23 protein-coding genes are annotated in these 22,436 nt (G+C 70.7%); 11 read left to right on the top strand and 12 right to left on the bottom strand.

Annotated elements, in window-relative coordinates:
• Positions 1-5: 5 nt before the first annotated feature.
• Together OHV05_RS08215 and OHV05_RS08210 are read right to left on the bottom strand one after the other, a co-directional pair.
• Positions 6-716, bottom strand: a complete 711-nt coding sequence (locus OHV05_RS08215) for a class I SAM-dependent methyltransferase (RefSeq protein ID WP_405021412.1) — start codon at positions 714-716, stop codon at positions 6-8.
• Between the two features lie 170 nt (positions 717-886).
• On the bottom strand, positions 887-1,483 hold the full coding sequence (locus OHV05_RS08210; RefSeq protein ID WP_405017059.1) for a DUF3043 domain-containing protein: 597 nt from the start codon (positions 1,481-1,483) through the stop codon (positions 887-889).
• A 272-nt stretch (positions 1,484-1,755) separates the two neighbouring features.
• Between OHV05_RS08210 and OHV05_RS08205 the strand changes: the two genes are divergently transcribed.
• Both OHV05_RS08205 and OHV05_RS08200 read left to right on the top strand, forming a co-directional pair.
• Positions 1,756-2,541: a PspA/IM30 family protein gene (locus OHV05_RS08205; protein ID WP_403038562.1), complete on the top strand. Its 786-nt coding sequence runs from the start codon at positions 1,756-1,758 to the stop codon at positions 2,539-2,541.
• Between the two features lie 25 nt (positions 2,542-2,566).
• Positions 2,567-2,860 carry a hypothetical protein gene (locus OHV05_RS08200; protein ID WP_405017058.1) on the top strand — a complete coding sequence of 98 codons (294 nt, stop codon included), beginning with the start codon at positions 2,567-2,569 and terminating at the stop codon, positions 2,858-2,860.
• Positions 2,861-2,923: 63 nt separating this feature from the next.
• On the opposite strand, the gene nadA is transcribed toward OHV05_RS08200, so the two are convergent.
• Complete coding sequence (gene nadA / locus OHV05_RS08195) at positions 2,924-4,105, bottom strand: quinolinate synthase NadA (RefSeq protein ID WP_405017057.1); 1,182 nt, start codon at positions 4,103-4,105, stop codon at positions 2,924-2,926.
• A 176-nt stretch (positions 4,106-4,281) separates the two neighbouring features.
• Between nadA and OHV05_RS08190 the strand changes: the two genes are divergently transcribed.
• From OHV05_RS08190 to OHV05_RS08180, 3 genes are all read left to right on the top strand, one after another.
• Entirely contained in the window at positions 4,282-5,208 is a 927-nt protein-coding gene (locus tag OHV05_RS08190; RefSeq protein ID WP_405017056.1) for an NADP-dependent oxidoreductase, read from the top strand.
• Positions 5,209-5,548: 340 nt separating this feature from the next.
• Positions 5,549-6,013 carry an Lrp/AsnC family transcriptional regulator gene (locus OHV05_RS08185; protein ID WP_184920606.1) on the top strand — a complete coding sequence of 155 codons (465 nt, stop codon included), beginning with the start codon at positions 5,549-5,551 and terminating at the stop codon, positions 6,011-6,013.
• Positions 6,014-6,225: 212 nt separating this feature from the next.
• Positions 6,226-7,587 carry a pyridoxal phosphate-dependent decarboxylase family protein gene (locus OHV05_RS08180; RefSeq protein ID WP_405017055.1) on the top strand — a complete coding sequence of 454 codons (1,362 nt, stop codon included), beginning with the start codon at positions 6,226-6,228 and terminating at the stop codon, positions 7,585-7,587.
• Here OHV05_RS08180 and OHV05_RS08175 read toward each other — a convergent pair.
• Both OHV05_RS08175 and OHV05_RS08170 read right to left on the bottom strand, forming a co-directional pair.
• Positions 7,584-8,240 carry a (2Fe-2S)-binding protein gene (locus tag OHV05_RS08175; protein ID WP_405017054.1) on the bottom strand — a complete coding sequence of 219 codons (657 nt, stop codon included), beginning with the start codon at positions 8,238-8,240 and terminating at the stop codon, positions 7,584-7,586. The genes OHV05_RS08180 and OHV05_RS08175 overlap by 4 nt on opposite strands.
• Positions 8,237-9,109 (bottom strand): GNAT family N-acetyltransferase, encoded by an 873-nt coding sequence (locus tag OHV05_RS08170; protein ID WP_405017053.1) that lies wholly within the window; start codon positions 9,107-9,109, stop codon positions 8,237-8,239. The genes OHV05_RS08175 and OHV05_RS08170 overlap by 4 nt, the downstream gene beginning before the upstream one ends.
• A gap of 218 nt (positions 9,110-9,327) precedes the next feature.
• Here OHV05_RS08170 and erpA point away from each other — a divergent pair, with 218 nt between their 5' ends.
• Positions 9,328-9,681, top strand: coding sequence for an iron-sulfur cluster insertion protein ErpA (erpA, locus tag OHV05_RS08165; RefSeq protein WP_057232998.1), 354 nt, complete (start codon positions 9,328-9,330; stop codon positions 9,679-9,681).
• A 60-nt stretch (positions 9,682-9,741) separates the two neighbouring features.
• On the opposite strand, the gene OHV05_RS08160 is transcribed toward erpA, so the two are convergent.
• Positions 9,742-10,329, bottom strand: a complete 588-nt coding sequence (locus OHV05_RS08160) for a hypothetical protein (protein WP_405017052.1) — start codon at positions 10,327-10,329, stop codon at positions 9,742-9,744.
• A gap of 86 nt (positions 10,330-10,415) precedes the next feature.
• Positions 10,416-10,583, bottom strand: coding sequence for a hypothetical protein (locus tag OHV05_RS08155; RefSeq protein WP_405017051.1), 168 nt, complete (start codon positions 10,581-10,583; stop codon positions 10,416-10,418).
• 293 nt (positions 10,584-10,876) lie between these two features.
• Between OHV05_RS08155 and OHV05_RS08150 the strand changes: the two genes are divergently transcribed.
• On the top strand, positions 10,877-11,854 hold the full coding sequence (locus OHV05_RS08150) for a carbohydrate kinase family protein (protein WP_405017050.1): 978 nt from the start codon (positions 10,877-10,879) through the stop codon (positions 11,852-11,854).
• Between the two features lie 179 nt (positions 11,855-12,033).
• On the opposite strand, the gene OHV05_RS08145 is transcribed toward OHV05_RS08150, so the two are convergent.
• Complete coding sequence (locus tag OHV05_RS08145) at positions 12,034-13,416, bottom strand: cysteine desulfurase/sulfurtransferase TusA family protein (protein ID WP_405017049.1); 1,383 nt, start codon at positions 13,414-13,416, stop codon at positions 12,034-12,036.
• Between the two features lie 344 nt (positions 13,417-13,760).
• On the opposite strand from OHV05_RS08145, the gene coxB reads away from it, so the two are divergent.
• From coxB to OHV05_RS08125, 4 genes are all read left to right on the top strand, one after another.
• On the top strand, positions 13,761-14,612 hold the full coding sequence (gene coxB / locus OHV05_RS08140; RefSeq protein ID WP_403038532.1) for a cytochrome c oxidase subunit II: 852 nt from the start codon (positions 13,761-13,763) through the stop codon (positions 14,610-14,612).
• The gene (gene ctaD / locus OHV05_RS08135; protein WP_405017048.1) at positions 14,609-16,390 is read left to right on the top strand and encodes a cytochrome c oxidase subunit I; all 1,782 of its coding nucleotides are present in this window, start codon (positions 14,609-14,611) and stop codon (positions 16,388-16,390) included. The genes coxB and ctaD overlap by 4 nt, the downstream gene beginning before the upstream one ends.
• The gene (locus OHV05_RS08130; protein ID WP_405017047.1) at positions 16,390-16,806 is read left to right on the top strand and encodes a cytochrome c oxidase subunit 4; all 417 of its coding nucleotides are present in this window, start codon (positions 16,390-16,392) and stop codon (positions 16,804-16,806) included. The genes ctaD and OHV05_RS08130 overlap by 1 nt, the downstream gene beginning before the upstream one ends.
• Positions 16,807-16,994: 188 nt before the next feature.
• Entirely contained in the window at positions 16,995-18,245 is a 1,251-nt protein-coding gene (locus OHV05_RS08125) for an Ig-like domain-containing protein (protein ID WP_405017046.1), read from the top strand.
• A gap of 177 nt (positions 18,246-18,422) precedes the next feature.
• On the opposite strand, the gene OHV05_RS08120 is transcribed toward OHV05_RS08125, so the two are convergent.
• The 4 genes from OHV05_RS08120 to OHV05_RS08105 form a co-directional block, all read right to left on the bottom strand.
• On the bottom strand, positions 18,423-18,818 hold the full coding sequence (locus OHV05_RS08120; protein WP_405017045.1) for a GntR family transcriptional regulator: 396 nt from the start codon (positions 18,816-18,818) through the stop codon (positions 18,423-18,425).
• Between the two features lie 68 nt (positions 18,819-18,886).
• Complete coding sequence (locus OHV05_RS08115; protein WP_403038519.1) at positions 18,887-20,539, bottom strand: cytochrome bc complex cytochrome b subunit; 1,653 nt, start codon at positions 20,537-20,539, stop codon at positions 18,887-18,889.
• Positions 20,536-21,606 (bottom strand): Rieske 2Fe-2S domain-containing protein, encoded by a 1,071-nt coding sequence (locus OHV05_RS08110; protein WP_405017044.1) that lies wholly within the window; start codon positions 21,604-21,606, stop codon positions 20,536-20,538. Before OHV05_RS08110 ends, OHV05_RS08115 begins: the two co-directional genes overlap by 4 nt.
• On the bottom strand, positions 21,603-22,412 hold the full coding sequence (locus tag OHV05_RS08105; protein ID WP_403038514.1) for a c-type cytochrome: 810 nt from the start codon (positions 22,410-22,412) through the stop codon (positions 21,603-21,605). Before OHV05_RS08105 ends, OHV05_RS08110 begins: the two co-directional genes overlap by 4 nt.
• Between the last annotated feature and the right edge of the window lie 24 nt (positions 22,413-22,436).

Here is a 22,436-nt window from a genome sequence, read left to right as displayed (position 1 = left end):
GTCCGTCACTTCGCGCCGACCAGGTGCAGCAGGGCCGCGACCTGACGGTACGGATCCTGCTGCCCGGCGCGCTCCTCGGCGTCCAGCAGCTGGGCCAGCTGGCGGCCGTCCACCGGGGCCTGGTGGTCCGGCGTGGTGTCGGTGAAGACCCGAACCCCGTACCAGCAGCGCAGCGGGACGGCGATCTCGGCCAGCGTGGTGGTCAGGTCGGAGAGCCGGTCGGCGCGGGCGGTCAGGCCGAGGCGGTTGATGTACCGGGTGGTGTCGAAGGCGTCCAGGGTGGTGCGCCAGTCGCCGGTCAGCCCGGGGCGCAGGGCCAGCGCGTCGGCGTTCCGGACCACCAGCGAGAGCACGCCGCCGGGGGCCAGCAGCCGGGCCAGCGAGGCCAGCATCGGGTCCGGGTCGGAGAGGTACATCAGGACGCCGTGGCAGAGCACCACGTCGAAGCTGCGCGGGCCGAACCAGCGCCCGACCTGGTGGCAGTCACCGCCCAGCAGCTGGACCCGCTCGCGGACCGCCTGCGGCTCGGCCGCCAGCGCGGCCTGGGCCGCGCCGAGCGTCACGGGGTCCGGGTCGAGGCCGGTCACCAGGTGGCCGGCCCGGGCCAGCCGGAGCGCCTGGGTGCCCTGGCCGCAGCCGACGTCCAGCACCCGCAGGCCGGTCAGCCCGGTCAGCTGGTCGGCCAGCTGACGGGCCACCAGCTCCTGCCGGACCAGGTTGCGGAGCCCGCCCTGCCGCTCCAGCCAGGTGGCCGCGGTGGGCAGCGAGCCCCGGGTGGGCAGCCGGTCGTGCACCCCGCCGCCCTGTCCGGGCAGGCCGTGGCCGCCGGACCAGCCCTCAGCCGTCCAGGGCTGGGCCCAGGACGGCTGCTGCACGGGCTCGGCGGTCAGGGCTTCTCGCCCCGCTTGACCTGCGGCTTCGGCAGTCGCAGGCGGCGCATCTGGAGCGTGCGCATCAGGCCGTACGGCACCGCGCCCTTGGCGTTCTGGCCGGGGAAGTTGGCGGCCAGCGCCTTGCGCAGGCCGAAGCCGAGGCGCAGGAAGTCGGCGATCACCAGCACGAAGAACAGCAGGAAGAGCAGCGTCGAGAGCAGCTGCAGCATCGGCACCTTGACCACGCTGAGGATCAGCACGACCACCGCGTACGGCAGGAAGAACTCGGCGAGCGACCAGCGCGAGTCCATGTAGTCCCGGGCGAAGCGGCGCACCGGGCCCTTGTCACGGGCCGGGAGGTAGCGCTCGTCGCCCTCCAGCAGCGCGGTGCGCTGCTTCTCCCGCTCGGAGCGCATCCGCTCGCGGGAGACCTTGGCGGCCTCCTTGCGGTCCTTGGGGACCGTCACCCGGGTGCGGCGGTGGGCCTCGGCCTCACTGCGCTTGGGGGTGGGCCGGCCCTTGGGGGCCTGCGGGTCACGGGGCAGGTGGTCGTCCTGCTCGGCCAGCGCGGTGGCGGAGGAGGAGGCATCGTCTGAGCGGCGTCGGAACACACCCCCAGCGTACGTGGTCGGTCCCGGCAAATCGGTGTGGCCTTGGACCCAAACACATATCGAATGACGTCGGAGTGTCCCCTAGGCGTCCCCGGGCGTTCGGCGGATCATGGTCAGGGTCGTCTCCACCCAGGGGATGAGGCCGGAGCTTTTCGGCTGTAGCAGGCTTGTTGCAGGCAGGAGCACTGCGGCGGGCAGGCCGCCGCGCATAGACTCGATCCTGTCCAGCACGAGTCGGAACCGCAGGCCCGAGAAGGGGGCACCCGAGGCCCATGAGCGACGGAATCATGAAGCGTATGGGGCTGATTTTCCGCTCCAAGGCGAACAAGGCCCTGGACCGCGCGGAGGACCCCCGCGAGACGCTCGACTACTCCTACCAGAAGCAGCTCGAACTGCTGCAGAAGGTGCGCAGGGGCGTCGCCGACGTGGCCACCTCGCGCAAGCGGCTGGAGCTCCAGCTCACCCAGCTGCAGCAGCAGTCGGCCAAGTACGAGGACCAGGGCCGCAAGGCGCTCTCGCTCGGCCGGGAGGACCTCGCCCGCGAGGCGCTGACCCGCAAGGCCAACATGCAGTCGCAGATCACCGACCTGGAGGTGCAGTACCAGCAGCTCCAGGCCGAGGAGGAGAAGCTCACGCTCGCCTCCCAGCGGTTGCAGGCCAAGGTGGACGCCTTCCGGACCAAGAAGGAGACCATCAAGGCCACCTACACCGCGGCCCAGGCGCAGACCCGGATCGCGGAGTCGTTCTCGGGCATCTCCGAGGAGATGGGCGACGTCGGCCTGGCGATCCAGCGGGCCGAGGACAAGACCGCCCAGATGCAGGCCAGGGCCGGGGCGATCGACGAGCTGCTGGCCTCCGGCGCGCTCGACGACGCCAGTGGTCTCGGCCGCAAGGACGACATCGAGGCCGAGCTGGAGCGGGTGGCCGGCGGCAGCGACGTCGAGCTGGAGCTGGCCCGGATGAAGGCCGAGCTGACCGGCGGTTCGCCGGCGGCGCCCCAGCAGGCGATCGAGCAGGGCAAGCAGGACACTCCTCCCACGATCAACTACAACAAGTAACCCCCGACGCAGGGAGACCACCGGCATGATCATGCGGGTCATGGGCGAGGGCCAGTTCCAGGTGGCCGAGAGTCACCTCAACCGGCTCAACCAGCTGGACGACGAACTCCTCGCCGCACTCGAGTCGGGGGACGAACAGCAGTTCCGGGCGGCGCTCGGGACTCTGCTCGACGCGGTCAAGGAGTACGGCACGCCGTTGCCGGACGACTCGCTGGAGCCGTCCGACCTGATCCTGCCGGATCCGGAGGCGTCGCTGGACGAGGTCCGGGCACTGCTGCGGGACGAGGGGGACGGGCTGATCCCCGGTCTCCCGGAGTGAACTGAGACGACGAAGGGCGGGCCCCCACCAGGGGGCCCGCCCTTCGTCGTGCGTCGGCTACGGCTACGGCAGGGCCAGCATCCGGTCCAGCGCGGCCTTGGAGTACTTGGCGACCTCCGGGTCCACGGTGATCACGTTCGGCACCCGGCCGTCGACCAGCGACTCCAGCGCCCAGACCAGGTGCGGCAGGTCGATCCGGTTCATGGTGGAGCAGAAGCAGACCGCCCGGTCCAGGAAGACGACCTCCTTGTCCGGGTGCGCCTTGGCCAGCCGGCGGACCAGGTTGAGCTCGGTGCCGATGGCCCACTTGGAGCCGGGCTCGGCGGCGTCCAGCGCCTTGATGATGTACTCGGTCGAGCCGACCAGGTCGGCCGCGTCGACCACCTCGTACTTGCACTCCGGGTGCACCAGCACGTTCACGCCGGGGATCCGGGCCCGGACGTCGTTCACCGAGTCCGGGGTGAAGCGGCCGTGCACCGAGCAGTGCCCGCGCCAGAGGATCATCTTGGCGTTCCGCAGCTCCTCGACGGTCAGGCCGCCGTTCGGCTTGTGCGGGTTGTAGAGCACGCAGTCGTCCAGCGAGAAGCCCAGGTCGCGGACGGCGGTGTTCCGGCCGAGGTGCTGGTCCGGCAGGAACAGCACCTTCTCGCCCTGCTCGTACGCCCAGGTGAGCGCGCGCTCGGCGTTCGAGGAGGTGCAGATGGTGCCGCCGTGCTTGCCGGTGAACGCCTTGATGTCGGCGGAGGAGTTCATGTACGAGACCGGGACGGTCACGTCGGCTATACCGGCCTCGGTGAGCACGTCCCAGCACTCGGCGACCTGCTCGGCGGTGGCCATGTCGGCCATCGAACAGCCGGCCGCCAGGTCCGGCAGGATGACCTGCTGGGCGCTGCTGGTGAGGATGTCGGCCGACTCGGCCATGAAGTGCACGCCGCAGAAGACGATGTACTCGGCCTCCGGCTTGTTGGCGGCGTCCCGGGCGAGCTTGAACGAGTCGCCGGTCACGTCGGCGAACTCGATCACCTCGTCGCGCTGGTAGTGGTGGCCGAGGATGAAGACCCGGTCCCCCAGGGCGGCCTTGGCGGCGCGGGCGCGCTCGACCAGGTCGGGGTCGGAGGCGGGCGGCAGGTCGCCGGGGCACTCGACGCCGCGCTCGCTGTTCGGGTCGGCCTCGCGGCCGAGCAGCAGCAGAGCGAGCGGCGTCGGGGTGGGATCGACGCCGTAGGTCTCGGTGGTGGTGGTCACGGGCGGGTGCCCTCCTGTGCGGCGGAGCTCTGAGCTGGGGGCCATGCCTTTTCGTCTATCTGACGCTATCTATGATAACCCGTTCGCGTCACTCTGACGATGGCCAACGTGTCGATGTGACGAGAACCGCGCGCCGCTACGGTGTGTTCCCCGGGTCGTCGGGTTGGCTACCGGGCATGAAGGCAATCGCGATCAGGCAGTACGGCGGCCCCGAGGTCGTCGAGTGGACCGAGCTCCCCGACCCCAAGGTCGGACCGGACTCCGTCCTGGTCCGGGTGAAGGCCGCCGGGGTCAACCCGGTCGACTGGAAGATCCGGGAGGGCCTGCTGGACGGCATCCTGGACGCGCACTTCCCGCTGATCATGGGCTGGGACCTGGCCGGGGTGGTGCAGGCCGTCGGTGGCGGGGTGACCGAGTTCCGCCCCGGCGACGAGGTGATCGGCTACGTCCGCAAGGACGGGGTCGAGCACGGCACGTATGCCGAACTGGTCGCCGCCCCGGTCCGCACCCTGGCCCGGAAGCCCGCCGCGCTGGACTGGGCCCAGGCGGGAGGGCTGCCGCTGGCGGGGCTGACGGCCTATCAGTCGCTGGTCAAGGCGCTCGGGGTGCAGCCCGGCGAGACCGTGCTGGTGCACGCCGCCGCCGGGGGAGTCGGGGTGCTCGCGGTGCAGATCGCCGGCGCGATCGGGGCCCGGGTGATCGGGACCGCGAGCGAGCGCAACCACGCGTTCCTGCGCGGGCTCGGCGTCGAGCCGGTCGAGTACGGGGACGGGCTGGCCGACCGGGTCCGGGCGCTCGCCCCCGACGGGGTGGACGCCGCCCTCGACCTGGTCGGCGGCGACGCGGTCGAGGTCTCCGCCACCCTGCTCAAGGACCCGACCCGGATCGCCTCCGTCGCCGACTACGGCGTCGTCGCCAAGGGCGGCCACTACGTCTGGGTCCGCCCCGACGCCGCCGACCTCACCGAACTCGCCCGCCTCGCCGACGCCGGCCGCCTCACCGTCCCGATCGCCTCCACCTTCCCCCTCGCCCAGGCCGCCAGCGCCCAGGCCCTCAACGCGGAGGGCCGCACCCGGGGCAAGATCGTCCTCCTGGTCGACTGACCGGGCATCAGCCACCAGGGGCTCGGGGCTCTGCTGATGTGCGGCTCCGCCGCGTCGGCGACGCCGACTTTTTGGCAGGTGCTCACCGCCTACGGCCCCAGGGGCTCGGGGAACTGTGACGCCGACCTCGGAAAAGGTCACGCGTGCGTAGCTGGTCAGGCACTTTCGCAGTGACCCGAACGCCAGATCTCCTCGCAGAGCCCCGAGCCCCTGGGTAGTCGACCGCTGAGCGCCTGCCTACAGCGCAGCCCCGAGTCCCTGGCCGGCTCCGGCTGAGCTCCGGCGGAGAAGGTGCAGAATGGTGCGGCGTTTCGTTTCTTCCGATGGAGAGCCTCCCCCCATGAGCACCAACAGACCGTCAGAACCGGGCGGGGCCTCCCTGGACGAGACGGACCGCCTGCTGCTGGCCCACCTGAGCCGGGACGGCCGGGCGTCGTACGCCGAGATCGGCCTGCTCGCCAACCTCTCGGCCACCGCCGTCCGCCGCCGGATCGACCGCCTCCGGGCCCGGGGCGTGGTCCGCGGGTTCACCGTCGTGCTGGACCCCGACGTGCTGGGCTGGCAGACCGAGGCGTTCGTCGAGGTGTACTGCCGGGAGCGGACCGCGCCGGAGGAGATCCTGGCCAGTCTGCGGCAGTTCCCCGAGGTGGTGGCGGCCTGGACGGTGACCGGTGACCCGGACGCCCTGGTGCACCTGCGCGCCGTCGACACCCGCCACCTGGAGGCGGTCATCGAGCGGATCCGCAAGGAGCCCGGCGTCCAGCGCAGCCGCAGCTCCGTGGTGCTCTCCCGGCTGATCGGCTGACCGCCCGCCGGAGCCGCCGCCCGACCCGGACGGACCAGTCCGCCGTACCGCGCAGGAAAGCTGCGCAGCCCCCGTCGAACGCGCTCGAATCCGGCCCGACCGGCCGGGTTCCGACGCGCGCGGGCGCACTCCCGCTGCCTAGGCTGATCTTGTCCGGCCGGCTCCACCTGCCCCGGCCCTCCCATGACACCCACTCAGTGAGAGGGACAGCCATGTCCGCAGCCCCCGACCGCATGCACCGGCCCGACAACGAGCTGGTCGACCTGGTGTTCAACTACATGCGGGAGCGGCTGCAGTACGACCCCGTACCGCTCGACCACCCCGGTGACGGCGAGCACCTGAAGGCCCAGCTGGCCGGTCTGCTGAACCCGACCGGCAACGACCCGGCCGACGTGCTCAAGCTGTACGACCACGAGCTGTCCCGCGCGGTGATCTCCGCCGACAGCCCGCGGTACCTGTCGTTCATCCCGTGCGCCCCCACCAAGGCCGCGCTGCTGTTCGACATGGTGGTCTCCTGCGCCTCGCTGCAGGGCATCTCCTGGCTGGAGGCGGCCGGCGCGATCGCCGCCGAGAACCAGGTGCTCCGGCTGATAGCGGACCGGGCCGGCCTGCCCGACAGCGCGGGCGGCACCTTCGTCTCCGGTGGCTCGGCGGGCAACCTGTCCGCGCTGGTGGTCGCCCGGGACACCGCCCGGCGGCGGCTCGGGCCGGACGCCAAGCTGCGGATCGCGGTCTGCGACCAGGTGCACTCCTCGGTCAAGAACACCTTCAACATCATCGGCGTCGAGGCGTTCAAGGTCCCGGCCGTCGACCGCCGCTTCACCGGCGAGGCCCTGCGCGCCGCGCTGGCCGCCGACCCGAACCCCGAGACCGTGATCGCCGCCGTCGGCACCGCGGGCACCACCAACGAGGGCATCGTGGACGACCTGGCGGGCATCGCCGAGGTCACCCGCGAGTACGGCCTGTGGCTCCACGTGGACGGCGCGTACGGCGGGGCGGGGCTGTTCGCCCCGTCCGTCCGGGAGCGCTACAACGGCATCGAGCACGCCGACTCGTTCGTGGTGGACCCGCACAAGTGGCTGTTCGCGCCGTTCGACTGCGCCGCGCTGATCTACCGCAACCCGCAGCTGGCCCGCGCCGTGCACACCCAGGACGCCTCCTACCTGGACGTGCTGCACACCGACGGCGACGAGTGGAACCCCACCGACTACGCCTACCACCTGACCCGGCGGGCCCGCGGTCTGCCGCTCTGGTTCTCGCTCGCGGTGCACGGCACCCAGGCGTACACCGACGCGATCGAGGCCGGCCTCACGCTGGCCCGGGAGAGCGCCGCGCTGATCGAGCGCACCGAGCACCTGGAGCTCCTGATGGAGCCCCAGCTCTCCTCGGTCTGCTTCCGCCGCACCGGCTGGACCCGGGAGGACTACTACCGCTGGTCCCAGCAGCTGCTGGCCGACCAGATCGGCTTCGTCACCCCGACCGGCTGGGACGGCGAGACGGTGGCCCGGTTCGCCTTCCTGCACCCCGGCACCACGATGGAGATGGTCGAGGAGATCCTCGCCACCATGCGCTAGCGGGCCCGGGGCGGGCGGTCGAAGACGCAGTCGCCGCACAGGCCCGCCCCCGGCACCCGGTAGTACAGGCAGCAACTGGTCCGGCGCCCCGCCGGGGTGAGCGCACCCCGTAGCGGGGGCCGGTCCAGCAGTTCGGCGGCCAGTCCGCCGCCGGACCGCAGTACCCGTACCGCGCCGGCCAGCGCCGAGGCCGCGTTGCCCCACAGCAGCCCCTCGGCCACCGGGGTCACCGCCCGGATGCCCGCCGCCAGCGGGGTCAGCTGCCGCTCGACCACCGTCCGGTGCAGCGCCGCCGCCGTCGGGCCGTCGGGCACCAGCACCCCCGGCACCCAGAGCTCCAGCGATCCGCCGGGCGGCAGCCGCCAGTACGACCGGTCGTAGTCCGGCACCACCCCGCCCGGCACGGCCGTGCCCAGTGCCACCGACCAGAGCCGGGCGGCCACCCCGAGCTGCGCCACCGAGGCGGCCACCCGGGGCTCGTCCGTCCCGAGCCGCTCGGCGACCTCGGCGATCCGCCGACGCCAGAACTCCGGCGCGGCCAGCTCGGCCAGCGGCCGGAAGCCGTCCGGCAGCGGGCCCTCGACGGTGGCGAAGAACGGGCCGACCGCGGTGGCCCGGCGCAGCGCCTGCCCGGCGTCCGGCTCCCCGGTCACAGGAAGGCGGGGTTCGGGATGTACGGGGCGGGCGGCCGCATCCCGCGCACCGCGAGATAGCCCTCGGTGGAGAGCGAGAGGCCGACCTCCAGGCCGACGTCCACCGCCCACTCCTGCTCGGCGGTCAGGTAGTCGATCACCACCTCCGTCCCGTCGGGAGTGCGGGCCAGCGCCTCGCGCAGCAGCCGGGTGGCGATCCGCTTGGAGGTGGCGGCCAGCAGCTTCACCGCGCCGCCGGTCCGGTAGCAGTAGCCGCTGCCCGCCAGGGTGTCGGCGATCAGCAGCTCGTCGTAGTGCGCCAGCATGAAGTCGTGGTCCACCCCGTGGGCCGCGCCCCGGACCCGGCGGTCGACCGAGTCCAGCAGGTGACGGTGGGTCGGATTGCCCGGGTGCACCGGGATGTCGCCCGGGTCGAGCAGTCCGCCCCGGTCCACCGTCCCGGTCAGTTTCATCGCCGGGTGCAGGGTGAACCCGGCCCGCCGGTAGCGGCGGGCGGCGGCGGGGGAGGACGAGGCGCAGAGCATCCCGCGCAGGCAGCCCCGGCCGTGGCCGGCGGCCTGCTCCAGCAGCAGCCGGCCGACCCCCTGGCCCTGGGCGCTCGGCAGCACCGCGAACAGTGACAGCAGCCACAGTCCCTCCCGCCGCATGGACAGTGCCACCCCGACCGCCTCGCCGTCCTGCTCGGCGACCCAGCAGCCCGGCTGGTCGTGCCGGATCGCGTGCACCGCCCTGGCCAGCTCCCGGACCAGCTGGGCCGGGTCCGGTGGCGGGCCGTCGTCCCGGCCGGCCAGGTCGCGGAAGGCCGCCCGGCTCACCGCTTCGACGGCCGCGGCGTCGGTGGGGGTGTCCTGGAGTTGACGAATGATCACCCCGTCATCCTGCCGTCGCGGCGGCCCCGGGGCGGCACGTTTGGCAGGATCGGACGACGACCACGGTCCACCGGTGTGCGAGCATGGGTGTGTGGGGGAGTGGGTAGCACGACCACGTCCCACGCAGAACCTCAGAAGAACACTGCTCGGGAAATGAATCCGGGTGGCCGCTGGTTGGTACTGGCGGCAGATCGTCGTCACAGACCGGGAGTACACAGATGAGCGTCCAGGACGAGACCACCGTCGAGAGTGGTCTGCTCCTCTCCGATGCCGCCGCGGCCAAGGTCAAGGGGCTGCTGGACCAGGAAGGCCGCGACGACCTCGCGCTGCGCGTCGCCGTGCAGCCCGGTGGCTGCTCGGGCCTGCGCTACCAGCTCTTCTTCGACGAGCGTTCGCTCGACGGCGACGTCGTGAAGGACTTCAACGGCGTCAAGGTCGTGACCGACCGGATGAGCGCCCCCTACCTCGGCGGCGCGACCGTCGACTTCGTCGACACCATCGAGAAGCAGGGCTTCACGATCGACAACCCGAACGCCACCGGCTCCTGCGCCTGCGGCGACTCGTTCAGCTAAGCGGTCCAGCGAAAGGCCCCCGCCACGGCGGGGGCCTTTCGCACGTCCGGGGCCGGCTGCTCAGTGCTGGGGGCCGCCCACCGGGTCCGGGCCCTGGGACCTCGGCAGCTCCTGGTTGGTGGTCTGGTCGAAGACCGTCCGGCCGCCCAGCGGGGTCTTCAGATCGGCCGACACCTCCTGCTGCTTGGCCAGCGCGACGCACTCGGTGCCCGCCTGCTGGGGCTGCGTCACCACCACCTTGGCCAGCACCGTGCCGGGCTTGGACTCGTCCAGCTTGAGGCCGTACTTCTCGCAGATCCCGCCGTAGAACGTGACCGCCAGCCGCAGGCCGTCCACCCGGTACGCGCTGCCGACCAGCCGGCCGGACGGGTCGGGTTCGCCCACCGCGATGCCCGGCCTGCTCTCGGCCGGGGTCGGTTCGGCGGACGGCTTCGGCGGGCTGGACGGCCGGGGATCCGGGTTGGACGGGCTCGCCGACGGGCTCGCGGCCGGGGCGGACGCCGGGGCGCTCGGTGAGCCGGACGCTCCGGCGGTCGTACCGGAGGCGCCCGATCCGCAGGCGGTCGCGGCCGCGAGGGCGAGCAGGAGTCCGGCGACGCCGACGGCCCGCCGGGACCGGATTGGGGTGGCTGCGGTCTTCTGGTCCATGGTGCGCGTTCCTCCCGAGGGCTCAGCACTCCGCCACCGCAGCGGCGCTGTGCGACTTTGACGTGCCCCGGAGGAATCCGGTTCCGTCAGGCGCCGTACTCCGACATCCCGGCCACCAGCCGACGGGTCCTGGACGGCACCGAGACGCCGCTGGGGGCGGCCGGCACCGGCTCGGCGGGGATGGCGTGCGTGGGCCAGAACAGGCCCATCCGCCGGGACGAACTCACCAGCGCGTCAAGGGAGTCGGTGTCCACATCACCCTTCAGGGCGGCAGGGACACGCAGGGTGGGCCGGTTCGGCATCATCGGTCTTCGCTCCGATCGGCGGGCCGTGGAAGCAGTGCCACGGACCAGGACGGGGCGGCTGTTCCGGCCCCGGTATCCCCGACCCTAGATCGGGCCCGGTCGTCGGGCCAGAGCTACCGCGCGGTAGTACTCGGTGGGGTGAGTCCGGAGGCGAGGTGGGCGGGCCACGGCCGGGCCGGTACCGTGGGGAGGTCCATTTCACCGCTGTGCCGGCCACTCGCCCGGCCATCTGAGGAGACCCCGTGCGCATCGCCGTCGCCGGCTCGATCGCCACCGACCACCTGACGACCTTCCCGGGCCGTTTCGCCGACCAGCTGGTCGCCGAGCAGCTGCACACGGTCTCGCTCTCGTTCCTGGTGGACACCCTCGACATCCGCCGCGGCGGGGTCGCCCCGAACATCGCCTTCGGCATGGGCGTGCTGGGCCTGCGGCCGATCCTGGTCGGCGCGGCCGGCGCGGACTTCGAGGAGTACCGCAGCTGGCTGGAGCGGAACGGCGTGGACACCGGCTCCGTGCACATCTCGGAGACCCGGCACACCGCCCGGTTCATGTGCACCACGGACCAGGACCACAACCAGATCGCGTCCTTCTACACCGGCGCGATGGCCGAGGCCCGCAACATCGAGCTCAAGCCGATCCACGACCGCGTCGGCGGCCTCGACCTGGTGCTGATCGGTGCGGACGACCCGCAGGCGATGGTGCGGCACACCCAGGAGTGCCGCACCCGAGGCTACGCCTTCGCCGCCGACCCCTCGCAGCAGCTCGCGCGGCTGGAGGGCGACGACATCCGGGAGATCGTGAACGGCGCCACGTACCTGTTCACCAACGAGTACGAGGCCGCCCTGATCGAGACCAAGACCGGCTGGAGCCCCGAGGAGATCCTCACCCGGGTCGGCACCCGGGTCACCACGCTCGGCGCCAAGGGTGTCCGGATCCAGCGGGCCGGGGAGCCCGACGTCACCGTCGGCTGCCCGGTCGAGGACCGCAAGGCCGACCCGACCGGCGTGGGCGACGGCTTCCGGGCCGGCTTCCTGGCGGGCATCTCCTGGGACCTCGGGCTGGAGCGGTCGGCGCAGATCGGCTGCATGCTCGCCACGCTGGTGATCGAGACGGTCGGCACCCAGGAGTACGAGCTGCGGCACGGGGCGTTCCTGGACCGCTTCGCCGCAGCGTACGGCGAAGCGGCGGCGGCGGAGGTCCGGGCGAAGCTCACCGCGTAGGGCTTCTGCAGGCGCTCGGGCGTCTACGGTCAGGGGCTCGGGGAACTGCGAGGAGATCTGGCGTGCGGGTCACTGCGAAAGTGCCTGACCATTTACGCGACGATCACCTTGTACGAGGCCGGCGTCGCAGTTCCCCGAGCCCCTGGACCGTAGCCGGATGAGCACCTGCCAAAGGCTGGTCAGCGTCGGTGGATCAGGTAGGCCGTGCCGTGGGTGAAGCCGTAGTCGGTCGGGGGGGCTTCGCCCGCGTAGGTCTGGGCGCGCATCTGGCACCAGGCGGGGATGTCGAGGCGGGCCGCCTCGTCGTCGGCGAGGACCACGACGGTGCCGCCGGGCGGGACTTCGGTGATCCGTTTGGCGAGTTCGATCACCGGCAGGGGGCAGCGCTTCCCGAGCATGTCGAGCACCAGGGTGTCCGAGCCGCCGACCGGGGCGGGCAGGTCGAGGCCGAGGGGGGCCCGGACGTCGGCGACCAGGCGGGGGAGCAGGTCGAGGAAGCGGGTGACGTCCGCCTCGGGGGTGCCGTTCGGCAGCGAGATCCGGATGTTTCCCTCGGTCAGTACGCCCATCGCGGCCAGCACGTGGCTGGGCGTCAGCGTGCTGGAGGTGCAGGAGGAGCCGGAGGAGACCGCGAAGCCGGCCCGGTCGAGCTCGGTGAGCAGCACCTCGCCGTCGACGTAGAGGCAGGAGAAGGTGACCAGGTGGGGGAGGCGGTGGACCGGGTCGCCGACCACCTCCACCTCGGGTACCAGCTGCGGCACCTGACGGCGGATCCGTTCCACCAGGGCGTGCAACCGGGCGTTCTCCGCCTCGGCCTCGGCCCGGACGGCCCGCAGCGAGGCGGCGGCCGCCACGATCGCGGGGACGTTGACGTAGCCGGGGACCCGGCCGTTCTCCCGATCGTCGGCGGGCAGCGGCGAGGCGTACCGGACGCCCTTGCGGACGGCGAGCACACCGACCCCGGCCGGGCCGCCCCACTTGTGGGCGCTCGCGGTGAGCAGGGACCAGCCGCCGGGGACGGGGAGCCGGCCGACCGACTGGGCGGCGTCCACCAGCAGCGGGACGTCGCCGAGCAGGGCGGCGGTCTCCTCGACCGGCTGGCGGGTGCCGACCTCGTGGTTGGCGGACTGGAGCACGGCCAGCGCGGTGTCCGGCCGCACCAGGGCGGCGAACTCGGGGGCGGAGACCCGACCCTGGCGGTTCACCGGGGCCACCGAGACGCTGCCGCCGTCCGCCGCCACCCGTTCGGCGGTGTGCAGCACGCTGGAGTGCTCGACGGCCGAATGGAGCAGGTGACGTCCCGTCCGGCGACGACCGGTCAGCGCACCGAGCATCCCCAACTGGACGGCCTGGGTGCCGCTCCCGGTGAAGGAGACCTCGTCGGCGCGGCAGCCGAGCACCTCGGCGACGGTCTCCCGGGCCGCGTCCAGCAGCATCCGGGCCTGCCGCCCGGACCGGTACAGCCGGGCCGGATCGGCCCAGCCCTCGTCCAGGGCGGCGGTCAGCGCCTGCCGGGCGACGGGGTGCAGCGGTGCGGTGGAAGCCACGTCGAAGTAGGACACGAAGCACACCCTACTCACCGTCAGGCAGCACCCCTTTTGTGCCGGTTCATGGGCACCCGGCCGAGTGCCCGACGGTCCGTCACCCGCGTGTCCAGGGGCCGTCGTCCGGGTCTCCGTGCGAGCCTCGAACGGCTGCATTGACCTGCGGGTCCACTCCTTTGGGGGCTGATCGGGTAGCCGGGCGGCGCGTTACCGGGGGCTGCTCGTGAGTGCCGCATAAGGATGGAGTAGCGTTTGGCCCGCATAAGCATTCAAACCGTGCCCGTGGCCGGGTCGCCGGGGAGGCGCGCACAGCGACTCCCGGCAGCGACGCGATCTCGGGCGAGACTTCGGGAAGGCGCTACGTGAGTCCCAACGGCTCCGACCGCTCGCCGCGGCGCACGATGCGGCGGAAGCTGCCTCAGGCGCTGGCACTGGGCCTCGTCATCGCGACCGCCACCGGCTGCTCGGCCAACGACCTCCCCAGGCTTGGCCTTCCGAGTCCCGTCACCGCCGAGGGCCCGATGGTCCTCCGGATGTGGCAGGGCTCGTGGATCGCGGCTCTGGTGGTCGGCGCACTGATGTGGGGTCTGATCATCTGGAGTGTGATCTTCCACCGCCGCAGCCGCACCAAGGTGGAGGTCCCCCCGCAGACCCGGTACAACCTGCCGATCGAGGCGTTGTACACCGCGGTCCCCCTCGTCATCGTCTCGGTGCTCTTCTACTTCGTCGCACGTGACGAAGCCCGGTTGACCCAGACCTCCGCCAAGCCGGACCACATGGTCAACGTGGTCGGCTTCCAGTGGAGCTGGGCGTTCAACTACGAGAACACCGAGAACCCGGACCCGGCCAACACCCAGGCCGCGTACGAGGTCGGCACCCCGGCCGAGCCGCCGACGCTCTACCTGCCGATCAACGAGACGGTGCAGTTCCGCCTCACCTCGCGAGACGTCATCCACGACTTCTGGCCGGTCAACTTCCTGATGAAGCAGGACGTCGTCCCGGGCGTGGTGAACAAGTTCGAGGTCACCCCGACCTCGCTCGGCACCTTCCGCGGCAAGTGCGCGGAGCTCTGTGGCGTGGACCACTCCCGGATGCTGTTCAACGTCAAGGTCGTGGACCGGGCGGAGTACGACAAGCACCTGGCGGAGCTTCGGGCCAAGGGCCAGAAGGGCGCGGTGCCCTCGGGCATCACCACCATGGGAAGTGAGAAGTGACTATCCTCAACGAGCCCGCCGCCGCCGGCGGGGCTGCCGGGGCTACGGTCACGGCCGGCACCGAGCGGACCCGCAAGCCCGGGTCCACCATCATCAAGTGGCTGACCACCACCGACCACAAGACGATCGGCACCCTGTACCTGGGGACGTCGTTCGCGTTCTTCCTGATCGGTGGTGTGCTCGCGCTGGTGATGCGCGCCGAGCTGGCTCGTCCGGGGACCCAGATCCTCTCGAACGAGCAGTTCAACCAGGCGTTCACCATGCACGGCACGATCATGCTGCTGATGTTCGCGACCCCGCTCTTCGCGGGCTTCGCGAACTGGATCATGCCGCTCCAGATCGGCGCTCCCGACGTCGCCTTCCCGCGACTGAACATGTTCGCCTACTGGCTCTACCTGTTCGGCTCGATCATCGCCGTGGCCGGCTTCCTCACCCCGCAGGGTGCGGCCGACTTCGGCTGGTTCGCCTACTCGCCGCTGTCCGACGCGGTCCGCTCGCCGGGCATCGGCGCCGACATGTGGATCATGGGCCTGGCCTTCTCCGGCTTCGGCACCATCCTCGGCTCGGTCAACTTCATCACCACCATCATCTGCATGCGTGCCCCCGGCATGACGATGTTCCGGATGTCGATCTTCGTCTGGAACGTCCTGCTGACCGCCGTGCTGGTGCTGCTGGCCTTCCCGGTCCTCGCGGCCGCGCTGTTCGCCCTGGAGGCGGACCGGAAGTTCGGGGCGCACGTCTTCGACCCGGCCAACGGCGGGGCGTTGCTCTGGCAACACCTGTTCTGGTTCTTCGGTCACCCCGAGGTGTACATCATCGCGCTGCCGTTCTTCGGCATCGTCTCGGAAGTCATCCCGGTCTTCAGCCGCAAGCCGATGTTCGGCTACTCCGGCCTGATCGCGGCCACCATCGCGATCGCCGGTCTGTCGGTCACGGTGTGGGCGCACCACATGTACGTCACGGGACAGGTCCTGCTGCCGTTCTTCTCGTTCATGACCTTCCTGATCGCGGTCCCGACCGGTGTGAAGTTCTTCAACTGGGTCGGCACCATGTGGAAGGGCTCGCTGAGCTTCGAGACCCCGATGCTCTGGACGGTCGGCTTCCTGGTCACCTTCCTGTTCGGTGGTCTGACGGGTGTTCTGCTCGCCTCCCCGCCGATCGACTTCCACGTCTCGGACTCCTACTTCGTGGTGGCGCACTTCCACTACGTGGTGTTCGGCACCGTGGTGTTCGCGATGTTCGCCGGCTTCCACTTCTGGTGGCCGAAGATGACCGGCAAGATGCTCGACGAGCGCCTTGGCAAGATCACCTTCTGGACGCTGTTCATCGGCTTCCACGGCACCTTCCTGGTCCAGCACTGGCTCGGCGCGGAGGGCATGCCCCGCCGCTACGCCGACTACCTGGCCTCGGACGGTTTCACCACGCTGAACACCATCTCGACCATCGCGTCGTTCCTGCTCGGTCTGTCGATCCTGCCGTTCCTCTACAACGTCTGGAAGACCGCGAAGTACGGCGAGAAGATCGAGGTCGACGACCCGTGGGGCTACGGCCGTTCGCTGGAGTGGGCGACCTCCTGCCCGCCGCCGCGGCACAACTTCCTCACCCTGCCGCGGATCCGTTCGGAATCCCCGGCCTTCGACCTGCACCACCCGGACATCGCCGCGCTCGACTACCTCGAGTACCACGGTGAGCCGGCCAAGCACTTCGAGGGCGTCACGCCCGCGAAGTACGACGCCCCCGCGCTGGGCAAGGGTCTGAAGAAGGAGGGTGACGCCTGATGAAGGAACAGGGCAAGATCTTCATCGGTTTCGCCGTCTTCATCCTGGCGATGGCCATCACCTACGGCGTGTGGACCAACCACTCCGAGCACGGTGTGGAGGCGGCCGGCACCACGGCGCTGTTCCTGGCCTTCGGCCTGTGCGCGATGGTCGGCTACTACCTGGCCTACACCGCCAAGCGGGTCGACACCGGTGCCGGTGACAACCCCGACGCCGAGGTCGCGGACGACGCCGGCGAGCTGGGCTTCTTCGCCCCGCACAGCTGGCAGCCGCTCTCGCTGGCGATCGGTGGCGCGCTCGCGTTCATGGGCGTCATCTTCGGCTGGTGGCTGCTGTACTGGTCGATCCCGATCATCCTGATCGGCCTGTTCGGCTGGGTCTTCGAGTTCTACCGCGGCGAGGACCAGAACCAGTAGGTCCTCCTCCTCCGCACCGGGCGGCCGGGCACCCCTCACGGGGGTGTCCGGCCGTTCGCGTCAGGACGTCCCTTGGGGCTCACCGGGTGGTCCGCTCACCCGGTCGGGTCAACCGGGACTGCGGGGGCGGGCCGCGCGGGGCTGACTGTTCCTACGATCTGATACGTCGTCGGTTCGAGGAGGCAGCCGTGAAAACCAGGCACGGGATCGCACTGACGGCCGCACTGCTGGTGCTGGTCCCGGTCGCCGGGTGTTCCTCCGGCGGCCCGCCGGCCGCGATACGGCCGGTGGAGCCGGTGGACGTGCACGAGCTGGTGCACGTCTCGGCCAGTGGCGAGGTGGATCCGGCGAAACCTTTCACCGTGACCGCGGACCGGGGCGGCCGGCTCACCGACGTCACCGTCACCGGGGCCGACGGCCGGGTGGTGGCCGGGCAGCTGGCCGCCGACCTGCAGAGTTGGCAGAGCACCGGCCGGCTCAAGGCGGGCACCCGGTACACCGTCCGGGTCGCCGCCGACGACGGCAAGGGCGGGCGGGGCGAGACCAGCAGCGAGTTCGGCACCGTGGCCGCACAGCACCTGCTCACCGCCGAGCTGGGCCCGGACTCCTCGGGCAGCGGCGTCTACGGGGTGGGCCAGCCGCTCACCGTACAGCTCTCCGAGGCGGTCAAGGACCCCACGGCCCGCCAGGCGGTCGAGCGGGGCCTGACGGTGGCCTCCGAGCCCGCCGTGACCGGTGCCTGGTACTGGGTGGACGACCGCAACCTGCACTTCCGCCCGAAGGAGTACTGGCCCGCCAACGCCAAGATCCGGCTGGCCTACGACCTGCAGGGCGTACCGGTCGCCGACGGCCTGTACGGCGGCGAGGCGGTCACCCGCTCGCTGCGGACCGGCGACCGGGTCGAGGTGGTGGTCGACGCCGCCTCGCACTACCTGACCTACCGTCGCAACGGCGCCGAGGTGAAGTCCATCCCGGTCACCACCGGCAAGCCCGGCTTCGCCACCCGCAACGGCATCAAGGTGGTGCTCGGGCAGGAGTCCCAGGTCCGGATGAACGGCGAGTCGATCGGCATCCAGGAGGGCAGCACCGAGGCGTACGACCTCCAGGTGAAGTGGGCCACCCGGGTCACCTGGAGCGGCGAGTACGTGCACGCGGCACCGTGGTCGGTGGGCTCCCAGGGGGTCGACAACGTCAGCCACGGCTGCACCGGGATGAGCACCGACGACGCCAAGTGGTTCTTCGACCAGACCCGGATCGGGGATCTGGTGCAGGTGGTGAACAGCCGGGGTGCCGCGATGGAGCCGTTCGGCAACGGGTTCGGCGACTGGAACGTCTCCTGGGACGAGTGGCTGAAGCACTCCGCCCTCGGCCAACCCGTCACCACCAGCGGCGGCCTGGGCACCCAGGTGGCCGCGGCGGACGCCCCGCTGATCGGCTGACCTTTTCGCAGGGCGTCCGGGTCCACGGTCCAGGGGCTCGGGGAACGGCGACGGTTCGTGGTCGGCGGGTATCACTGCGAAAGTGCCCGACCACCCCTGAACGGATCACCTTGTACTAGGCCGGCGTCGCAGTTCCCCGAGCCCCTGACCGTAGCCGGTTGAGCACCTACCGAGGAGTCAGCGGTAGGTGACGCCGAGGGCCGTCGTGACGGCCGCCAGGGCGTCGGCGTGGTCGAGGCCGAGGCGGTGGGCGCGGGCGGCGTAGTCGGTGGCGGCTGCGGCGGCCAGGCGGTGGGCGGTGTCGCCGGTGGCGGCGATCAGGGTGCCCCGGCGGCCGTGGGTCTCGACCACGCCGTCGGCCTCGAGTTCGCGGTAGGCGCGGGCCACCGTGTTGGCGGCCAGGCCGAGTTCCTCGGCGAGGGCCCGGACGGTGGGGAGCTTGAGGCCGGCCGGCAGGGTCCCGCTCCGGGCCTGGTCGGCGATCTGGGCCCGGACCTGCTCGTACGGGGGAGTGGCGGCTTCGTGGTCGACGGACAGCTGCACGGGTTCTCCTGACGGTTCGTTACCGCTCATTCTGCCGCAGCAAGGCCGATGGCCCCCACCGCGAACGGTGGGGGCCATCGGCTGTGGCGGTACGAGAATCAGTGGTGGCCGTGGCCGCTGGTGATCTCGTGGTGCTCCTCGGCGGTCGGCTTGGGGATCTGGTTCCCCTCGCCGTAGAAGCCCTGGGAGAGCTTCGCGCGGGTCTTGGCGAGGACGCCGACCTTGCGCTTGACGCCGTTCTCGTCGACCTCGGCGGGCAGCTCGATCGGGGTCGGCTGCTCGTGCGCGGTGATGGTGTGCAGCGCGCCGGCGGGCAGCTGGGCGTGCACCTCGACGAACTCACCGTGCGGCAGGCGCTTGATGACGCCGGTCTCGCGACCGTGCAGCACCTTGTCCTTGTCGCGGCGCTGGAGACCCAGGCACCAGCGCTTGGTGACGAAGAAGGTGATCACCGGCACCACGAAGAACCCGACCCGCACGAAGTACGTGATGTCGTTGATCGAGAGGTGCAGGTGGGTGGCGAACAGGTCGTTGCCACCACCGATCAGCAGCACCAGGTACAGGCTGATCCAGGCCGCGCCGAGACCGGTGCGGACCGGGGCGTTGCGAGGGCGGTCCAGGATGTGGTGCTCGCGCTTGTCGCCGGTCACCCAGCTCTCGATGAACGGGTAGACCGCGATGGCGACCAGCACCAGCGGGAAGATCATCAGCGGCACGAACACACCCAGGTTGAGGGTGTGGCCCCAGAGGCCGATCTCCCAGCCCGGCATGATGCGGATCAGACCCTCGGAGAAGCCCATGTACCAGTCGGGCTGCGCGTCGGTGGAGACCTGGTCGGGGCGGTACGGGCCGTACGCCCAGATCGGGTTGATGGTGGCGATCGCCGAGATCATCGCGATGATGCCGAAGACCAGGAAGAAGAAGCCACCGGCCTTGGCCATGTAGACCGGCATCAGCGGCATGCCGACGACGTTCTTCTCGGTCTTGCCCGGGCCCGCCCACTGGGTGTGCTTGTGGTAGAAGACCAGGATCAGGTGGGCCACCAGCAGGCCCAGCATGACGCCCGGGATCAGCAGCACGTGGATGGTGAAGAACCGCGGCACGATGTCGGTGCCGGGGAACTCCCCGCCGAACAGGAACATCTGGACGTACGTGCCGACCAGCGGCACGGCCAGGACCGCGCCCTCCATGAACCGGATGCCGGTGCCCGACAGCAGGTCGTCGGGGAGCGAGTAGCCCATGAAGCCGTCGAACATGCCCAGGAAGAGCAGCAGGAAGCCGAACAGCCAGTTGACCTCGCGCGGCTTGCGGAACGCGCCGGTGAAGAACACCCGCATCATGTGCACGAGCATCGCGGCGACGAACACCAGCGCGGCCCAGTGGTGGATCTGACGGATCAGCAGGCCACCACGGACCTCGAACGAGATGTCCAGGGTGGAGGCGTAGGCCTCCGACATCCTGATGCCCTGGAGCGGGGCGTAGGAGCCGTGGTAGACGGTCTCGCCCATGCTCGGGGTGAAGAACAGCGTCAGGTAGACGCCGGTCAGGATGATGATGATGAAGGTGTAGAGGCAGATCTCCCCGAGCATGAAGGACCAGTGGTCCGGGAAGATCTTCCGCAGGTTGGCCTTGGCCAGGGTGTAGAGGCCGAGCCGGCCGTCCACCCAGTCCGCGGCGGACTCCGCCTTGTTGGCGGGCTTGGCACGGGTGCTGGCCGGCTTTGCGGCACCCTTGGTGCTGCTCGCGGTCATCGGCTGCGCTCCCAGTAACTCGGGCCAACGGGCTCGTCGAAGTCGCCGGTGGCGACCAGGTAGCCCTTCTCGTCAACAGTGATCTTCAGCTGCGGCAGCGGGTGACCGGCCGGGCCGAAGATGACGCGGGCGCCGTCCGCCAGGTCGAAGGTCGACTGGTGGCAGGGGCAGAGCGCGTGGTGGGTCTGCTGCTCGTAGAGGCTGATCGGGCAGCCGACGTGGGTGCAGATCTTCGAGTAGGCGAGGATGCCCTCGAAGCCCTTCTCCCGGGACTCCTTGTCCTTGATGTCCTCCGGAGCGATCCGGATCAGCATCAGGGCGTCCTTGGCGATCTGGACCTGGAACTCGTGCGAGTCCTCCTCCAGGCCCTCGGGCTTCGCGAAGCTCAGCGAGCCGACGATGATGTCCTCGGGCTTCATCGGCTCGTTGGTGTTCATGTTGATCAGCTGGATCGGCTTGGCCTGGGTGGCTTCCTTCCAACCGGTGTGCTCCAGCTTGTCCTCGGGCAGCGGCCCGAGGTCGCGGAGCAGCACCACACCGGAGAGCGGCACCAGGGCCATCGACCCGATCAGGGTGTTGCGGATCATCTTGCGGCGGCCGAAGCCGGACTCGGCGGCGCCGGTCTTGAACTGCTCGATGACGTCCGCGCGGACCTCGTCGTCGGCCTCGATCGCGTGGCGCTCGGCCGGCAGCTCGTGGTCCGACATCAGGGTGCGGGCCCAGTGGACCGCGCCCGCGCCGATGCAGAAGAGCGCCACCCCGAGGGTCAGGCCGAGCGAGAAGTTCAGCGCGCTGACGTGACCGATCGGGAAGATGTAGACGATCTTGTCGATCGGGAAGATCACGAAGGACGCGATGAACCCGACGGTCGACAGCATCGACAGGATGAAGAGCAGCGAGACCTGACGCTCGGCCCGCTGGGCGGCCCGCTCGTCGATGTCGGTGCGACGCGGCTCGTGGGCCGGCAGGCCCGGGTCGGCGAACGGGTCGCCGTGGGCGGCGAGCTCGGCGCCGTGGGAGTCGTGCGACTCCGGCAGGGTGTCCTTGGACATGTTGTCGTGGCTCATGACTTCTTGGCCTTGGTCGTGTGGGCGGCGACCCAGATCGCGATCGCGATCAGGCTGCCGAGTCCGAAGATCCAACCGAACAGACCCTCGGTCACCGGGCCGAGGCTGCCCAGGCTCAGACCGCCGGGGTTGGGCTCGTCGTTGGTGGTGTGGCGGACGAAGGCCACGATCTGCCGCTTCTGCTCCTCGGGCATCACGCCGTCGGGGAAGGAGGGCATGTTCTGCGGGCCGGTCTGCATGGCCTCGTAGATGTGCTTCGGGTCCACGCCGTCCAGGGCGGGGGCGTACTTACCCTTCGTCAGGGCACCGCCCTGGCCCGCGAAGTTGTGGCACTGCGAGCAGTTGGTCCGGAACAGCTCGCCACCCTTGGCGACGTCGTCCGGGTTGGTGGAGGTGTACTGCTCCTTCGACGGAGCGACCGGGCCGGGGCCGAGCGAGGCCACGAAGGCGGCCATCTGGTCGATCTCGGCCTGGGAGTAGATGTTCTTCTTCTTCGGCACCTGGGCGCCGGGCTGCTGGGCCGGCATCCGGCCGGTGGCGACCTGGAAGTCCACCGCGGCGGAGCCGACGCCGACCAGGCTCGGACCGTCCGAGCTGCCCTCGCCGTTCAGACCGTGGCAGGAGGAGCAGCCCACGGCGAAGAGCTTCTTGCCCTCGTCGATCGCGAGCGACTGCACCGAGCTGTCGGCCTGCGCCTTCTCGGCGGGCAAGAACGCGGCGTACAGCCCCCCGGTGGCCGCCAGGGCGAAGAGTAGGACGACCAGCGCCGCCAGTGGATGGCGCCGTCGTGCGGAGAGCTTTTTCACGGATTAACCCCGGGGTCAGGATCT

It is taken from the genome of Kitasatospora sp. NBC_00070 (assembly GCF_045041205.1).
In the GTDB taxonomy this organism is placed as follows: Bacteria; Actinomycetota; Actinomycetes; order Streptomycetales; family Streptomycetaceae; genus Kitasatospora.
Note: the sequence above shows the minus strand (reverse complement) of the source record. Positions and strands in the feature narration are given on the sequence as shown.

Coding starts and splice junctions, on each gene's coding strand:
- OHV05_RS08205 (WP_403038562.1), top strand. CDS start 1,756: ATGAGCGACGGAATCATGAAGCGTATGGGGCTGATTTTCCGCTCCAAG.
- OHV05_RS08200 (WP_405017058.1), top strand. CDS start 2,567: ATGATCATGCGGGTCATGGGCGAGGGCCAGTTCCAGGTGGCCGAGAGT.
- OHV05_RS08190 (WP_405017056.1), top strand. CDS start 4,282: ATGAAGGCAATCGCGATCAGGCAGTACGGCGGCCCCGAGGTCGTCGAG.
- OHV05_RS08185 (WP_184920606.1), top strand. CDS start 5,549: ATGAGCACCAACAGACCGTCAGAACCGGGCGGGGCCTCCCTGGACGAG.
- OHV05_RS08180 (WP_405017055.1), top strand. CDS start 6,226: ATGTCCGCAGCCCCCGACCGCATGCACCGGCCCGACAACGAGCTGGTC.
- erpA (WP_057232998.1), top strand. CDS start 9,328: ATGAGCGTCCAGGACGAGACCACCGTCGAGAGTGGTCTGCTCCTCTCC.
- OHV05_RS08160 (WP_405017052.1), bottom strand. CDS start 10,329: ATGGACCAGAAGACCGCAGCCACCCCAATCCGGTCCCGGCGGGCCGTC.
- OHV05_RS08130 (WP_405017047.1), top strand. CDS start 16,390: ATGAAGGAACAGGGCAAGATCTTCATCGGTTTCGCCGTCTTCATCCTG.
- OHV05_RS08120 (WP_405017045.1), bottom strand. CDS start 18,818: ATGAGCGGTAACGAACCGTCAGGAGAACCCGTGCAGCTGTCCGTCGAC.
- OHV05_RS08115 (WP_403038519.1), bottom strand. CDS start 20,539: ATGACCGCGAGCAGCACCAAGGGTGCCGCAAAGCCGGCCAGCACCCGT.
- OHV05_RS08110 (WP_405017044.1), bottom strand. CDS start 21,606: ATGAGCCACGACAACATGTCCAAGGACACCCTGCCGGAGTCGCACGAC.